The sequence below is a fragment of the Barnesiella sp. ET7 genome (genome assembly GCF_024733785.1).
Taxonomy (GTDB): domain Bacteria; phylum Bacteroidota; class Bacteroidia; order Bacteroidales; family Barnesiellaceae; genus Barnesiella; species Barnesiella merdigallinarum.
This window is the reverse complement of the sequence record NZ_JANRHM010000003.1, coordinates 18,759-34,200: the sequence shown is the minus strand read 5'-3', so window position 1 is coordinate 34,200 and position 15,442 is coordinate 18,759. Positions and strand designations below refer to the sequence as shown.

At 52.7% G+C, this 15,442-nt stretch carries 12 protein-coding genes; 8 read left to right on the top strand and 4 right to left on the bottom strand.

What is annotated here, in order from left to right; genetic code table 11:
* The first annotated feature begins 70 nt into the window (after positions 1-70).
* Together prfB and argB are read left to right on the top strand one after the other, a co-directional pair.
* Positions 71-1,193 (top strand): peptide chain release factor 2 gene (gene prfB, locus NW211_RS02650; RefSeq protein WP_143240896.1). Its coding sequence is split into 2 segments (ribosomal slippage): positions 71-133 and positions 135-1,193, totalling 1,122 coding nucleotides; the frame shifts between segments, so codons are not numbered across the junction.
* 6 nt (positions 1,194-1,199) lie between these two features.
* Positions 1,200-1,973 (top strand): acetylglutamate kinase, encoded by a 774-nt coding sequence (gene argB / locus NW211_RS02645; RefSeq protein ID WP_258326817.1) that lies wholly within the window; start codon positions 1,200-1,202, stop codon positions 1,971-1,973.
* A gap of 105 nt (positions 1,974-2,078) precedes the next feature.
* Here the strand turns inward: argB and NW211_RS02640 are convergent, their stop codons facing one another.
* The 4 genes from NW211_RS02640 to NW211_RS02625 form a co-directional block, all read right to left on the bottom strand.
* Entirely contained in the window at positions 2,079-2,537 is a 459-nt protein-coding gene (locus NW211_RS02640; RefSeq protein ID WP_258326816.1) for a hypothetical protein, read from the bottom strand.
* Between the two features lie 538 nt (positions 2,538-3,075).
* Positions 3,076-5,394, bottom strand: a complete 2,319-nt coding sequence (locus NW211_RS02635; protein ID WP_143240898.1) for a T9SS-dependent choice-of-anchor J family protein — start codon at positions 5,392-5,394, stop codon at positions 3,076-3,078.
* Between the two features lie 10 nt (positions 5,395-5,404).
* Positions 5,405-7,933 carry a M6 family metalloprotease domain-containing protein gene (locus tag NW211_RS02630; protein WP_258326815.1) on the bottom strand — a complete coding sequence of 843 codons (2,529 nt, stop codon included), beginning with the start codon at positions 7,931-7,933 and terminating at the stop codon, positions 5,405-5,407.
* A gap of 97 nt (positions 7,934-8,030) precedes the next feature.
* Positions 8,031-9,224, bottom strand: a complete 1,194-nt coding sequence (locus NW211_RS02625; RefSeq protein ID WP_258326814.1) for a putative sugar nucleotidyl transferase — start codon at positions 9,222-9,224, stop codon at positions 8,031-8,033.
* Positions 9,225-9,361: 137 nt separating this feature from the next.
* Here NW211_RS02625 and NW211_RS02620 point away from each other — a divergent pair, with 137 nt between their 5' ends.
* From NW211_RS02620 to fusA, 6 genes are all read left to right on the top strand, one after another.
* A complete protein-coding gene (locus NW211_RS02620; RefSeq protein ID WP_087408014.1) occupies positions 9,362-9,607 on the top strand; it encodes a hypothetical protein in 246 nt (81 codons plus the stop codon).
* Between the two features lie 25 nt (positions 9,608-9,632).
* A complete protein-coding gene (locus tag NW211_RS02615) occupies positions 9,633-11,321 on the top strand; it encodes an asparagine synthetase B (RefSeq protein WP_258326813.1) in 1,689 nt (562 codons plus the stop codon).
* A gap of 118 nt (positions 11,322-11,439) precedes the next feature.
* The gene (rfbC, locus tag NW211_RS02610) at positions 11,440-11,988 is read left to right on the top strand and encodes a dTDP-4-dehydrorhamnose 3,5-epimerase (protein ID WP_087408016.1); all 549 of its coding nucleotides are present in this window, start codon (positions 11,440-11,442) and stop codon (positions 11,986-11,988) included.
* 250 nt (positions 11,989-12,238) lie between these two features.
* Entirely contained in the window at positions 12,239-12,643 is a 405-nt protein-coding gene (gene rpsL / locus NW211_RS02605; protein ID WP_008862863.1) for a 30S ribosomal protein S12, read from the top strand.
* A gap of 168 nt (positions 12,644-12,811) precedes the next feature.
* On the top strand, positions 12,812-13,288 hold the full coding sequence (gene rpsG, locus NW211_RS02600; RefSeq protein ID WP_087408017.1) for a 30S ribosomal protein S7: 477 nt from the start codon (positions 12,812-12,814) through the stop codon (positions 13,286-13,288).
* Between the two features lie 25 nt (positions 13,289-13,313).
* Positions 13,314-15,434: an elongation factor G gene (gene fusA, locus NW211_RS02595; protein WP_087408018.1), complete on the top strand. Its 2,121-nt coding sequence runs from the start codon at positions 13,314-13,316 to the stop codon at positions 15,432-15,434.
* Positions 15,435-15,442: the final 8 nt, after the last annotated feature.

Genomic DNA, 15,442 nt, shown 5'->3' with positions numbered 1-15,442 from the left:
TGGTAAATAGCACAAGGGTGTATAATTTTGTACACCCTTTTTTCGTATAACAGAAACAAGTGATAAAGATATGATTACACAAGAACAATTAAAAGAGACAGAAGAACGCAAGTTGGCGTTGAGGAGGTATCTTTGACATCGATTCGAAGAAAATCGAGGTAGAAGAAGAGGAGTTGCGCACCCATGTGCCCGACTTCTGGGAAGACCAGAAGAAGGCCGAAGCGCAGATGAAAAAGGTAAAATCGTTGCACTTCTGGATAGACAGCTATACCGAAATCGAGAAATCGGTCGAGGAGTTGAAGCTGGCCTTCGACTTTGTAAAAGAGGGTATCGTTTCGGAAGAGGAGGTCGACGAGATTTATCACCATACGATGACGCTGATTGAGAATCTCGAGTTGCGCAACATGCTGCGTCGCGAAGAGGACAAGTTGGGCGTGGTATTGAAAATCAACTCGGGTGCCGGTGGTACCGAGGCGCAAGACTGGGCTTCGATGCTCATGCGCATGTACTTGCGCTGGTGCGAACAGCACAACTACAAGACCTCCATCTCCAATATTCTCGAGGGCGATGAGGCCGGTATCAAGTCGGTGACGATACAGATCGAGGGCGACTATGTCTACGGTTACCTGAAGAGCGAAAACGGCGTGCACCGTCTGGTGCGGGTATCGCCCTACAACGCTCAGGGCAAGCGCATGACCTCGTTTGCATCGGTATTCGTGACACCGCTGGTCGACGATACCATCGAAATCAACATCAACCCCGCCAACATCTCGTGGGATACTTTCCGTTCGAGCGGTGCCGGTGGACAGAATGTGAACAAGGTGGAGTCGGGCGTGCGGTTGCGTTACCAGTTCAAAGATCCCTATACGGGCGAAGAGGAGGAGATTCTGATCGAGAATACCGAGACCCGCGACCAACCCAAGAACCGAGAGAACGCCATGCGCCAGTTGCGCTCTATCTTGTACGACAAGGAGTTGCAGCACCGTATGGCCGAGCAGGCCAAGATTGAGGCCGGCAAGAAGAAAATCGAGTGGGGGTCGCAGATACGCAGCTATGTGTTTGACGACCGCCGGGTGAAAGACCACCGCACCAACTACCAGACCTCCGACGTGCAAGGCGTGATGGACGGCAAGATCGACGGTTTTATCAAAGCCTATCTGATGGAGTTCGGCGGTGACGAAAGCAACGCATAAACCGGTATGGAGAAACTCACGCTGATAAAAGTGGGCGGTAAGATTGTGGAGGAGCAGGCTACGTTGAGTCGCCTGCTCGCCTCGTTTGCCGCCATACCCGGCCGCAAGGTGCTGGTGCACGGAGGCGGCCGATCGGCCACGGCCATGGCGTCGCGGCTGGGTATCGAGAGCCGTATGGTGGGCGGTCGTCGCATCACCGACAAGGCCATGCTCGAGGTGGTGACCATGGTCTACGCCGGCCTGGTGAACAAGAATATCGTGGCCGGCCTGCAGGCCCAGGGAGTAAATGCGCTGGGTATGACGGGGGCCGACATGAATATCCTGCTGTCGGACAAACGTCCGGTGGGCGAGGTCGACTACGGTTACGTGGGCGATGTGCGTCGCGTCGACGCTGCCGCCCTGTCGGCACTCATCGAGATGGGTGTCGTGCCCGTGATTGCACCGCTTACCCACGACGGGCAAGGATCGATGCTCAACACCAATGCCGATACCATGGCCGGCGAAACCGCGAAGGCTCTGGCTTCGCGTTACGAAGTATCGCTGGTCTATTGTTTTGAAAAGCGGGGGGTGTTGCGCGATGAGAACGACGACAACAGCGTAATTGCCGAGATGACCCGACAACAGTTCGAGACCTACCGGGCCGAAGGCGTGGTGCAGGGCGGTATGATACCCAAACTCGAAAATGCCTTCGATGCCATTCGCCACGGGGTGCGCGAGGTCATTATTACCCGGGCCGATGCCATCGGGCAGCCTCACGGGGGTACCCGCATCGTGGGGTAAAAGACGATTTTATTGATAGAGAATAAAATACGAGGGCTGCCCGAGAAAGGGCAGCCCTCGCTGTAGGATAGGTTCGTTTATTTAAATTTGCCCCCTCTGTGCTTGTTATTGACCTATCCAGTTCCATCCGGCTGGGGTATATTCCGACGATAAGATGACGACACCCTTCTGGTTCCCCAAAAATTCGATTACCCGGAAATAACCGCAGTGGTTCTGAATGCGGGTTTCGCTTTCCCAAGCCTGGTGCACGAAATAGAGGTGTCCCAGTTCCGGAACACAGAACGACTCGCCCTCTTCGGGTATGCCGAAGGCACTCAGGTCGATTGTCTCGGTGCGTTGTACACCCAGGTCGGTGAAGGTGGTCATGCGGCCTGCTACACCTTCGATTTTCCCCTCGTTCCAGGTGATGGCAATGTTTTTGTTGAGAAATTCAAAGCCCTCTTCGTAGTTAACTAGTCCCCTTGTCCATATGGTATCGACATTGGTGGGTTGATCTTCTTCGCAAGCGGCGAATGCGAATACCATGCACATGAGAAGCACGATACGAAATGTTGAATACTTCATAGTATAAAATGTTGATTAAAATCCGACCGGTCCCAAAATCGGAATGTTTATGTGTGTGTTACAGACGAATATAAAAGAGCGCGGACCCAAACTTTTTCATTCTTTAAAACCTTAGAAAATCGTATAAAAACCACGATATTAAGTCGGCACGGGCGCAATAAGTGCACAGAACTTTCTCTCTGCGGTATGCCCGAATTTTTCAGATCTGTAGAAACAAAAAGTTAACGCTGTTTTATAAATGTCTTATTGAATGTTGTCCCCTTGTTTATATGTCCCCTTATATAATCATTTTGGTTTTGTCATTAGTTATTTGCAAATATAAATAAATTCTTTTGACAAATCGAAACTTATGGCAAGATATTTTTTCCCTTTCGTGTCAAATAGGTATGTATGGGAGGATAGCGGTTGTCGATTGGGAAAAATTTCCGGGATTGTCGTGAGTCGTGCAAAGGTCCTCGAGTGCGGACCGTAAAGATATGAGAAAGCCTGGGAGGATGGCCCGTTGCCGAGCTCTCTTTCTCCCAGGCTTCCGATAGTGTTATTGCTTGATGAATTTGGCCTTTTCGCAGCCGCCATCGGCATATTGGGCTACGGCAACGTAGATGCCGCTCTCCAGGTCGATGTCGAGCGAGGTCGTTCCGCTTGTCGAGAGGTCGGCAGTAACCAGGTTTATCCCCTGCATGTTGTAGACAGCCAGTTTGCCGGTTCTATTTTGGGCGTGGATAAATTCCAGTTCGCCCGATGTGTTGGCTACATAAAGTCCGCTCAGTATCGAGGCCGAGGTGATACCCGAAACGTTTTTGTCCTGAATGATTTCGATGGTAATCGGGTCGGCATAGAGGGTCTCTACGGTCAGCGTTGTCGTGCGTTGCGAGGTTCCCTCGGGGAGAGCTTCGAATGTAATGGGTATCGAGATTTCGGTTGAGGCACCGTCGACCGGAGTTCCCGGTGTGAGCCACGAATCGGCTGCGGTGCAGTCGATACCGTCGGCCATGAACAAGGTCGAGTAGACCGTGACAGACGAGCTGCCTGCCGTTCCGGGAATCTCGACGGGGCTTTCGCATCCGAGGCTCGACATGGAGGCATTGCACAGCGACATGGCCAGAGAATAGCTGCCCATCGAGGAGATGTCGACCATATCCTCTTCACCCTCTTTGGAAAGGAGACGGTATACATAGGCACCGGCGTCGAAGGTTTGTTCGACGCTGTTCGAAACCACGCCGACAACTACGTCGTCGCGGTCAAATCCGTCGAAAATATAGGCCATAGGTTCGTCGATGAGGAGCCGTTGCGGCATGGGGGTTCCGTTCACCTCTTTGAGAAACTCGAAATGCATGCCATATCCATAGTATCCACCCAGTTCGGTAGCCTCTACGTCGGAGGCTTTGAGCGAAGCGATAGCCAGTGTGTCGCCCAGCTCCCCTGTTTCGGTAAGAGCTACGGCTCTCAGGAAGAACTCGGCATCGTCGGGTGCCTCGAAGGTGGCCAGAATGAGGTCGACACCCGAGATGAGCATCGGGGAGCAAGGTTTCTCAAAGATGTTCATCACGGCCTTGGTGGTGATGTGGTAACCTCGCATATCGAGTTCGCAACTGCCGAAAACGTAGTTTCGGGGAGCCGGCACGTCGTTATAGGAGAGCACGGTGAGCCGGTTGTTATTGACATCGAGATTGCCGATGGTCATGGCCCGGCCTGCCGTTAGAGTGCCGTTCCAGGTGTAGAAACTTTGGCGCGAACCGGACGTAGCGGTGAGAGAGGGCACCGAGTGTGTGCCTATGGAATAGTTGGCCGTGTAGGTCGGGGTGTCGTAGTTTTCGCCGTCGCAATCCCATTGATACGACAAGGCTTCGTTGGAGTAGTTGTTCCACACGAGATCTTTGAATGCGGGTGCAAAAATCGAGGTTGTCGAGAAGGCTTCCCACTTGTAGTTGACACCCGAGAGGAACGTTCCTTGCGGACGGTTGTAGATGGCGGTAGGCAGCATGGGGCGTACATACACTTCGTCGAGTTGCATCGAGTCGCCGTATACTCCTTCGTATTGGAAAGCGATTAATACCGTCTTCCCTGCATAATCGCTGATGTCGATTCTGAACCGGCGGAAATCGGAGATTTCCAGTTCTTCGTCGGTATATTCCAGGTCGGCCACATCGAGCAGCAAATCCCATGATTCACCGCCGTTGTCCGAGATTTTTATCTTCATGGTGGCGGCGATACCGTCGTCTTTGTTATAGAAATTATAGAATACGTAGCAGGGGAGGTAACTCAAATCGAAGAAGAGATAGTCTTCTTCTTTGACGGTGATGGGCTTGGTGATAAGCCACTCGTCCGACTCTTCGTATTCGTCGTATTGGATATAGGCAATGTATTGGCTTTCGGGGTTCAGCGGAAGCCCTTTTGCGATGCTGGGTTCGGTGATGTACCAACTGTACCAGAGTGCATCGGGGTCGTCGTAGTTGGGGTGTGTATTGATGCTGGTCCAGCCTTCGGGCAGCCATTCGAGCGCATCGGGGTCGTCGATATGGTTGGCAAATTCTTCAAAGCCTTCGGCCAAGGTATATTCTTCGTCGGCAGCCGGCATCGCCTCTTTTTGAGCGGTATATACAGGAGCCAGGTTCTCTTTCCGATTGGCAAAGGCCTTGAAGCGGCGTTTGCCGTCGAGAGTCTCTTTTACTGCGATTTTACGCCCGTTTTGCTCATAGGTTTTCAAAGTTCTGGCGGCCTCGGAGCGTATGCTCTTTCTAGCGGTCTGAATTATTTCGACTCTTCGTTGAGCCGGGTTTTCATCGAAAGATTGTGCGGCTGTCGAGGGTAACAGCGTGAGGGAGCACAAGGCTCCGACAAGTAGTAAATTTTTCATGCTTTTCCGATTAAAGGGTTAAAGGTGATATGATTGCTTTGAAAGTTTCGTCGCCGACACGTATGATGAACAGACCGCTCGGCAACGTGAGAGAGAGGGAATCGGCGGTTAATTGCCGTTTCAGGAGAACTTGTCCGGTCATCGATACGATGGTTACCGGGTCGCCGGGTTGACCGTATATATGCAGTATATTCCGATTTGTAGCGATATGGCGCATGCCCGACGTCTCGATCTTGTCGATTGCGGAGGTGTTGCCTACCTTGAATTTTATCGATTCGTCGGAGCGGGTGTAGGTGTTTTGGGCTTGTATCTTGAAGAGGTATTTGCTCTGTCGGTTCAGCCCGGTGAACGAATAGTGATTGTCGGTGACCCCGGTGATGATTGCAGGCTCTGCATGAGAGGCGACCGGTTTTTTGGGCGCTGTCGATTTTTCGCCCGAATAGAGCGAGAGGTTCGACAACGCGAGGTTCGAGAGACTCTCGATTTTGAGGTATCCCGAGTCGATTGACGTGTTGAAAGTTTGGGAGATGAGAGTCTTTGAGGTAGGGCTTTTCAGGGAGAAGATGATTTTTTCTCCTGTGAAATCGGCGTTTTCGCAAAGTGTGATAACGAGCCCGTCGTAGTAGCTGCGGGTGGTTTGGGCCTCAAATTCGAGAGTGAAAGTTCCGTCGCCGCTGAAATCGAGCCGGGGCGAGACCATGTATCCCTTGGCTTTGATACAGCAACGTCCGCCGCATTGGCCTATTCGCTCGCCGGTCCAACCCGGTTGTTGTGTGTAGGAGTCGAGGCTTTGTGAAATTTCGGTCGTGTCGGGCATCAAGTAAGTACCGCTTGCGAAACCCGAGAACGACTCGCCTAACAGCAAGGTATTCAGGGGGTATTGTTCGGACAAAGTTACGGTGTAGGAATCGGCTCCGTCGATTGCACCCCAAGTAGCCGTGAAACCGTCGTCGGTCACGTCGGTTACGCCCAGTTGGTCGGGGGTGGACAGTCGGTCGATCATGAAATGGAAATAGACGGTGTCGTTCGATTCGCGAATGTCGATAATCGGTTTGTTCAAAGCTCCTTCGCTATACAATTCGGGTGCGGGATTACTGTCTTCGGTAAAATAGGTATTGTAGGTTGTGCCGGGGAACAGGTCGCCTTCCGGGTTGGTGAAATTGCCGTCGGCCGGTACGATTTGCACCCGTTCGTGTCCTTCGGTGTTGTTGACGGTGTTGTTATCCCAGGCCACAGGGTCATAGTCGATGTGTACAATCATGAGTCCGTGCCCGGCGGCATATCGGTCCCAGCCTGTCTGTTGCCGGTTTTCGAGGGTGAAAAATTCGTTTTCGTTATGGGGCGACCGCATGAGACAGGCCCGATTCGAGCGGTTGAGCGGCGGGAGGGCGATGTGGGCTTGTGGCTCTTGCAGTTCTTGCAGGTCGAGCCAGCCGCAGCTGTATCGTTCGAAAGCCGAGTAGCCTACGGGAGTTTTGCTGTCGTTGTTGTAGCTGCCCATGTCCATGAGGCTCCAGGTTCCCATGCCGAAGGTGTCGCCATACTCGGTGTTGTAGATGTCGGGGAGTCCCAGACAGTGGCTAAATTCGTGGCAGAAGGTTCCTATTCCGCTCAGGATTTCGCCTGTTTCTCCACTTAGTTCCGAGGAACAGGCAAAGGTCGAAATCTTTTTCCCGTCGAGGGTGAGGGAGTGACCAAACTCGTCGAGGGTACCGGCAGCGGGCCAAATGGTGTTCTCGTCGGCTCCGTTCGATTCGGCATGTCCGGCATAGATGACATATACCAAGTCGACTGTACCGTCGTTGTCGAAATCATAATCGGCAAAGTTGACATCGCATTTTTCGTGAGCTTCGGTACAGGCCTCGGTAATCATGGCCGCCAGGTTGAGGTCGTTCCCGTAAAAATCGTTCTCTCCGTAGTATTTCATGTCGTGAGAGAGGGTGACCGGCCCTACCACATCGAACGAGGGCATGAATACACCGTTCGACTGGTCTATAAAGTAGTCGCGGGCGCTGCCGGTGGCTCCGTTTTCGGCATAGCCCTTTTGGTTCATTTGGGCCTCGAAAGCCTCGCGTGTACCCACCGGCGAGAATTTTATGTCGGCATATTGGGCCAAAATGATGAGGCCCCGCACTTCGCCCCGGTTGGGAAAGTCGAATGCCCGGGCTAAACGTTGGCGTCTGTTGATGCGTTTTTGCTGTATAGCCTGGCGATATGAGCTTTTTGTGCGAAGACTGTCGACGAACGCCTTTTCGCGAGGCGTGCGATTCTGTGGATTGCGAGCAATGAAAGTTTGCCGGAGGGTATTCCCCCTCAGGTCGAGGTATCGGTAGAAGCCGTCGTCGCCTTTCCCGACAGGGATACGGTCGAGGGTCTGGTAGTAGTGTCCGTGCTCGTCGCCTGTGAGCGAAATGGTGAGCACTGTACCGTCGGGTTGGGTGTACTCGACTACGTGGGGGTAAGCCGGTATGGCTTTGCTGCTAAGTGAAGATGCAAAAAACAGCACCCCTAAAGCAATCTTTGAAGTAACTCTTTGCATAAGTATGATGATTCTGTTGCAAATATATTACTTTTCGTGACATTTTGTTCAGTAGAGGTGCTGTTTTTTGTAATTTAGTTTAATTCTATTTTATGCACTACTTCAATTGTTCGGCCTGATTGTAGATAGCTTCGAAAATAGTCTTGTCGGCTTCGGTGAGCGAGCGTCCCCGACGGGCCATCATTTTCTCGGCAATGGCGTAGAATTTAGGTAGTTGCACGTCGGTGAAGCCGGCCGTGCCGCCCTCGCTGAACGAGGCGACGAAGTTGCGGGGGAACCCGGCACCGTGAATGTTGACTCCCACGCCTATCACCGTAGCGGTGTTGAACATGGTGTTGATGCCGGCCTTGGAGTGGTCGCCCATGATGAGGCCGCAGAATTGCAGGTGGGTGCGCAGGAAGCGGCGGGTGGGGTAGTTCCACAGTTTTATTTCGCTGTAATCGTTCTTGAGGTTCGAGGCTACGGCGCCGGCGCCCAGGTTGCACCATTCGCCGATGACGGCGTTGCCCAGGAATCCGTCGTGTGCCTTGTTGGAGAAGCCGAACATCACCACGTTGTTCAGTTCGCCGCCCACCTTGCAGTAGGGTCCCAGGGTGGTGGCTCCGTAGATTTTGGTACCCATGTTGACAAACACATGTTCGCAGGCGGCGAAGGGGGCCCGTATGCAACTGCCCTCCATCACCTCGCTGTCGGCACCCAGGTAGATGGGGCCGTTGGTCACGTTGAAGATGGCGCACTCGGCCTTGGCTCCGGGCTCGATGAATATCTTGGGGGTTCCGTCGGCAAAGCAGGGGTCGCCGATGACGCGGTTCGACGGGCTGAGCGGCTGGCTGGTGCGGCCGCGGGTGATGAGTTTGAAATCGGCCTCGAGACACTCGCCGTTGAGCAGGAAGATGTCGTAGAGGTGGTGAATGTAGCGGGGCTCTTGCTCGCAAGCGAGCGTGGCGGTGTGACGCCCTTCGCGGAAGTCGGTTTCGCTGCCCCGGAAGGCGATGACCGTATCCTGGTCGACCAGCGCCTCGCCCGGCTGCAACCGGTCTATCTGGGCAACCAGTGTATCGTCGGGGATGAGGTGACCGGCGATGAAGAGGTTGTCGGGGGCGATGACGGCCGGATATTTCCCGGCCATATATTCGGGGGTGATATAGGAGTAGCTGCCGGGCAGCAGGCGTTCCCACTTTTCTCTCAGGGTGAGGATACCCACGCGTATGTCGGCGACGGGGCGGGTGAAGGCCAGGGGCAGCAGCTCGAGATGCTGCTGGGGTGTGTCGAAGAGAATGATATTTTTCATAATCGTGTATAATGGATTGATAGACCAAAGGTAATGTAAATCTTATGGAAAATCAAAATCTGGGGCGAGGTATTGCCTCGAGGATGATGGATTGAACAAATGGACCGGTGTGGTCGTTTATGGAAAAAAAGAAGGATATGGAGAAAAATCGCTTTGTGCAACTGGTCGCCGGTATGCTGTACCGGACGAATCGGGACACGCTGACGTTGGATACCCGTTATAAAGGGTTGAAGGAGTGGAATTTTTTGTTTGAAGTCTCGTTGGCCATGATGCTCGAGGAGGAGTATCATGTGGAGGTGACCCCCGAGGATTTCTCGAGTACGGGAACCCTCGACGAACTGTTTCAACGGGTGTGTGCCCCCGGTCTGGCCGGCAAGGAATAAAACGAGAGCAGGGAGGCGAACGGATATGAGTGGCTTGTCGGGAATTGTAGGAGAGGTAGATCAGTTGGAACAGGTATTGCGACACATGTCGGAGGCCCAGAATCATCGGGGACGCGAGACGCCGGTGGGGTGGGTCTCCACCTTTGTCGATGCCCGGGTGGGATTGATGCACAATCGCATGAACACCATCGACCCGGCCCGGGCTCCGAGTCAGCCTTACGAAGATGCCGATACGGGGCTGGTGGTGATGCTCGACGGCGAGATGTTCAACTACGCCGAGGTGCGTGACCAACTGGCCAACTATTACACTTTTGCCACCGGGTGCATGTGCGAGGTGGTGGCCAAGGCTTACGACCGTTGGGGCGATAGCAGCTTCGATCGCTTCGAGGGCTATTTTGCCCTGGTCGTTTACAATCGGTTTTCCGAAGAGTTGTTGCTGTGTCGCGACCGTTTCGGCATCAAGCCGCTCTACTATGCCACCCGGTGGGGAAATCTTTATTTTGCATCGGAGGTGCGGGCCCTGTTTGCCGGGGGTGTCAGGCCCCTGCTGTCGGCCGAGCGGTGGGCCGGTTATCTGGCCTACTCGACTTATGGTTCGCCCTATGAGACCTTTTGGGAGGGGGTGCACCAGTTGCCGGCCGGTTTTTTGCTGCGCTACAACGGTTATTCGCTGGTCGAAAAGCGTTGGTACGAATTGGAAAATCGGGTCGAAGCCTGGCGCAACGAATCGCCCGAACGTAGAGCCGAAGCCTTTCGGGAGCAGATGCGCCGCAGTGTAGGGTATAGCCTCATGGGCGAGATGCCCAAGGGCCTTTCGCTCGATGGAGGCATGGAGTCGGCCCTCTTTATAGCCTTGATGAAAGGGACGGGGACCCCTCGCTATCTGAAGAGTTACATGCCCTATCGCGGGAAGTTGCACCAGAGCGGAGTGCTGTGGGGGGCCGAGCAACTGTCGGCTACAGCTGTGCCGCTCGAACAGGTTTCCATTACCCCTGCGATGTTGTTGAAGGAGCTCGATTTTCTGTCCCGTTGGCAAGAGGAACCTGTCGACGGAATGGAGATGGTGGCTCGGTCGGCCTTTCTCCGGGTGATGCGCAAGCGGGGGCTGGCGGTGGTCAGTGGCGGTTGGGGGTTGGCCCACTTTCTGGGCGATGCCGTTCTGCCGGGCGACCGATATACGTCGCTGGTACCCTCGGAGGTATTGTCGGCCGACTTTCGGCAACTGGCCCGCAAGCCTCGGTACCGGAGGCTGTTCGAGTCGGAAAACAGCCATTTGAAGTTTTGCGACTTGTGCTATGAGCGCATTCCCCACCTGTTGCGGTGTGTCGACAAGATGAGCATGTATTATGGCGTGCAGATACGCAATGCCTTTTTGAACCACAATCTCATAGAGATAGCCTTTGCCTTGGCCGGCGACAGCCCTTCGGGACGGGCGCGCAGGCAGTGGTTCGACCACGAGGTGGTAACCCCTTTGCTTTCGGGAAAGGTGAGGCTGGCGCCAGAGAGCGAGGCGGAGGAGCCGATGCTGCCTGCCGAGATGAAGCGGTGGGCCGACGAGGTAGTGCTCGACCTGCGTTACGGGCGGGTATCGGAGTGGTTCGACCACACTCGTCTGGAACGGGCCTGGCGACACGAAGAGGATGAACTCTTTGCCGACCCGGCGAAGGTGTGGAAACTGCTTTCGCTCTGCCTGCAGCTGAAGAGTCTGGGCTGACCGATGGCCGGGCGGGCAGGAGAGGTGATTGGCACCGCCGCAGGCGCGCAAAAATAAATGGCTCCGTCGTAACTCTTTTTCTTGACTTTCACTACCTTTGCATCCAAAATCAATCGTGATGAAATTTATAGAGCAAAAGTTAAAGGGAGCCTTCGTCATCGAGCCGCAAGTGTTCGGCGACAGTCGGGGCTATTTTATGGAGAGTTACAAAAAGGAACTTTTCGACCAATATGTAGGACCGGTCGATTTCATACAGGATAACGAGTCGCGGTCGAGTTACGGTGTGTTGCGCGGTCTCCATTTCCAAAAGGGTGAATATTCGCAAGCCAAACTGGTGCGGGTAACTCAAGGTCGTGTGTATGACGTGATTGTAGACCTGCGCCGCTCGTCGCCCACCTTCGGCCAGTACATCGGGGTAGAACTCTCCGACGACAACAAGCGCCAGCTCTTCGTGCCGCGTGGATTTGCCCACGGCTTTACCGTATTGAGCGAGACAGCCCAGTTCTGCTACAAGGTCGACAACGTGTATGCCCCTGAGCATGAGGCTACATTGCTCTACAACGACCCTCATGTGGGTGTGGTGTGGCCGGTGAAGCCCGAAGATATGCTACTCTCGCCGAAAGATATGAAGGGGCTCGGGTTCGATGAAATCGAGACATTCGAGTAACAGGCGGGAATATAAATCACTGTTGTCGGTCGTTTGTGACTTGACGATAAAATGGTGAAAAATAATCCGAATATATTTGGTTTTTAGTGATTTAGTGCTTATCTTTGCACCACTTTTGATGCTGTAAAAGGTCGAAGCGTTTATATAATCGATTGATTATGTGAAAGCTATGGCCAATTTTAGCGTCTTGGACAGAGAGAATAAGAAGGAAAATTATAAGTAAAAAGATTTTTAAAAAAAGTTCTAAGAAATGCCTACGATTCAACAATTAGTAAGAAAAGGACGGGTTGTATTGGAAGACAAGAGTAAATCTCCTGCATTGGATTCATGTCCGCAAAGACGTGGTGTATGCGTGAGAGTTTACACGACGACTCCTAAGAAACCTAACTCTGCCATGCGTAAAGTTGCTCGTGTACGTTTAACCAACGGTAAAGAGGTGAACTCTTACATCCCGGGTGAAGGTCACAACCTGCAAGAGCACTCTATCGTACTCGTTCGTGGCGGTCGTGTGAAAGACCTCCCTGGTGTACGTTATCACATCGTACGCGGTACGTTGGATACTGCCGGTGTAGGTGGCCGCACGCAACGTCGCTCGAAATATGGCGCCAAGAGACCTAAAGCAGGAGCTGCACCTGCCGCAAAAGGTAAGAAATAATCGATACCTTTGAGAAAAAGCCAGCAAAGAGATTAAAAAGAATTAGTGTCAAACACTGGTTCGCGTTTATTGGATAGGCTGATTGGGTTGAGTAAATGAAATCGGCGGATTTCGTTGAAGATGTAAAGAACAGCAACCAAAAACAAGAACGACAATTTATTGTAAAAAATGAGAAAAGCAAAACCAAAGAAACGGGTTGTATTACCAGATCCCGTATTCAATGATGTAAGGGTTTCGAAATTTGTGAACCACTTGATGTATGATGGCAAGAAAAATACTGCCTACTCTATTTTCTACAGCGCACTGGAGATTGCGAAATCGAAGTTGCCCAACGAGGAGAAATCGGCCCTCGAAATCTGGAAGAAAGCCCTGGAAAATATTACACCTCAAGTAGAGGTTAAGTCTCGCCGTGTGGGTGGTGCTACTTTCCAAGTACCTACGGAAATCCGCCCCGATCGTAAGGAATCTATTTCAATGAAAAATCTTATTATCTATTCTCGTAAGAGAGGTGGCAAAACGATGGCCGACAAACTGGCTGCCGAAATTGTCGACGCTTTCAACGAGCAGGGTGGTGCATTCAAACGTAAAGAAGACATGCACAAGATGGCCGAGGCCAACCGTGCATTCGCTCATTTTAGATTTTAATTGAATAAAATAAGGAATAAAGAAAATGGCAAAATCTGACGCTCATTTGAAATATACCAGAAATATTGGTATTATGGCACACATCGATGCCGGTAAGACAACGACTTCGGAACGTATTCTGTACTACACGGGGTTGACGCACAAAATCGGCGAGGTGCACGACGGTGCCGCTACCATGGACTGGATGGAGCAGGAGCAGGAGCGCGGTATCACGATTACGTCGGCCGCCACTACCGCTTTCTGGAACTATAAAGGCGAGAAATACAAAATCAACCTGATTGATACTCCGGGGCACGTCGACTTTACCGTAGAGGTAGAGCGTTCGTTGCGTGTGCTCGACGGTGCTGTGGCTACATTCTGTGCAGTAGGTGGTGTTGAGCCCCAATCTGAAACCGTATGGCGCCAGGCCGATAAATACAATGTACCGCGTATCGGTTATGTAAACAAGATGGACCGTTCGGGTGCCAACTTCTTTGAGGTGGTTCGCCAGCTGAAAGATGTACTGGGTGCAAACCCCTGTCCCATCCAAGTACCTATCGGTGCTGAGGAGACTTTCAAAGGCGTAGTCGACCTGATTCGCATGAAAGCCATCTACTGGCACGACGAAACGATGGGTGCCGACTACAGTCTGGAGGAAATTCCCGACAGCTTGAAAGCCGAGTGCGACGAGTGGAGAGACAAGATGCTCGAGAAAATCGCCGAGTGCGACGACGAGCTGATGGAGAAATACTTCGCCGATCCTTCGACGATTACCGAAGACGAAATCGTCCGCGCTATCCGCAAAGGTACGCTGGCCATGCAAATCGTTCCTATGATTTGCGGTTCGTCGTTCAAGAACAAAGGTGTACAACCGCTGCTCGATGCCGTTTGCGCATTCTTGCCCAGCCCGGTAGATACGCCGGCCGTGGTAGGTCACGACATGAACGACCCCGAGAAAGAAGTGGTACGTCACCCCTCCTTCTCTGAGCCTATGTGTGCATTGGCCTTCAAGATCGCAACCGACCCCTATGTAGGCCGTCTCTGCTTCTTCCGTGTATATTCGGGCGAAATCGTTGCCGGTTCTTACGTACTCAACTCCCGTTCGGGTAAGAAAGAGCGTGTATCGCGTCTGTTCCAAATGCACTCGAACAAACAGAACCCCAAAGAGTCGATCGACTGCGGCGATATAGGTGCCGGTGTAGGTTTCAAGGATATCCGCACGGGCGATACGCTCTGCGCCGAAGACGCTCCTATCGTACTCGAGGCTATGGACTTCCCCGCACCTGTGATCGGTATCGCTGTTGAGCCCAAGACTCAGAAAGACCTCGACAAGCTGGGTATCGGTCTGCAGAAACTGGCCGAAGAGGATCCTACCTTTACCGTAGCTACCAACGAGGAGACGGGACAAACGGTTATCAGCGGTATGGGTGAGCTCCACCTGGAGATCATTATCGACCGTCTGAAACGTGAGTTCAAGGTAGAATGTAACCAGGGTCGTCCCCAAGTTACCTACAAAGAGGCTATCACCAAACCGGTTGAGCTCCGCGAGGTATTCAAGAAACAGACGGGTGGTCGTGGTAAATTTGCCGACATCATCGTACGCGTAGAGCCCTCGACTCGCGAAGAGGCCGGTCTCGAATTCGTAGATGAAGTAAAAGGTGGTAACATCCCCAAAGAGTTCATCCCCTCGATTCAGAAAGGTTTCACTACGGCTATGAAGAACGGTGTATTGGCCGGCTTCCCGGTAGACAGCCTGAAGGTAACCGTACTCGATGGTTCGTTCCACCCCGTAGACTCTGACCAGTTGTCGTTCGAACTCTGTGCCATCCAGGCCTTCAAGAAAGCCTGCGAAAAAGCCGGACCCGTATTGCTCGAGCCTATCATGAAGATCGAGGTAGTAACCCCCGAAGAGAGCATGGGTGATGTAATCTCCGACTTGAACAAACGTCGTGGCCAAATCGAAGGTATGGAGTCGAGCCGTTCGGGCGCCCGTATCGTGAAAGCAACGGCACCTCTGGCCGAGATGTTCGGTTATGTAACCGCCCTGCGTACCATCACTTCGGGTCGTGCCACCTCGACGATGTCGTTCTCGCACTATGCCGAGGTAAGCTCGTCGATTGCCAAGAATGTGTTGACCGAAGTAAACGGTAGAGTAGATTTATTGTAATTAAACCA

What these genes read in the sequence shown, in the direction of transcription:
- NW211_RS02640 (WP_258326816.1), bottom strand. Translation starts at nt 2,537, where the DNA reads ATGAAGTATTCAACATTTCGTATCGTGCTTCTCATGTGCATGGTATTC.
- rpsL (WP_008862863.1), top strand. Translation starts at nt 12,239, where the DNA reads ATGCCTACGATTCAACAATTAGTAAGAAAAGGACGGGTTGTATTGGAA.
- NW211_RS02620 (WP_087408014.1), top strand. Translation starts at nt 9,362, where the DNA reads ATGGAGAAAAATCGCTTTGTGCAACTGGTCGCCGGTATGCTGTACCGG.
- NW211_RS02635 (WP_143240898.1), bottom strand. Translation starts at nt 5,394, where the DNA reads ATGAAAAATTTACTACTTGTCGGAGCCTTGTGCTCCCTCACGCTGTTA.
- NW211_RS02630 (WP_258326815.1), bottom strand. Translation starts at nt 7,933, where the DNA reads ATGCAAAGAGTTACTTCAAAGATTGCTTTAGGGGTGCTGTTTTTTGCA.
- NW211_RS02615 (WP_258326813.1), top strand. Translation starts at nt 9,633, where the DNA reads ATGAGTGGCTTGTCGGGAATTGTAGGAGAGGTAGATCAGTTGGAACAG.
- fusA (WP_087408018.1), top strand. Translation starts at nt 13,314, where the DNA reads ATGGCAAAATCTGACGCTCATTTGAAATATACCAGAAATATTGGTATT.
- NW211_RS02625 (WP_258326814.1), bottom strand. Translation starts at nt 9,224, where the DNA reads ATGAAAAATATCATTCTCTTCGACACACCCCAGCAGCATCTCGAGCTG.
- rpsG (WP_087408017.1), top strand. Translation starts at nt 12,812, where the DNA reads ATGAGAAAAGCAAAACCAAAGAAACGGGTTGTATTACCAGATCCCGTA.
- argB (WP_258326817.1), top strand. Translation starts at nt 1,200, where the DNA reads ATGGAGAAACTCACGCTGATAAAAGTGGGCGGTAAGATTGTGGAGGAG.
- rfbC (WP_087408016.1), top strand. Translation starts at nt 11,440, where the DNA reads ATGAAATTTATAGAGCAAAAGTTAAAGGGAGCCTTCGTCATCGAGCCG.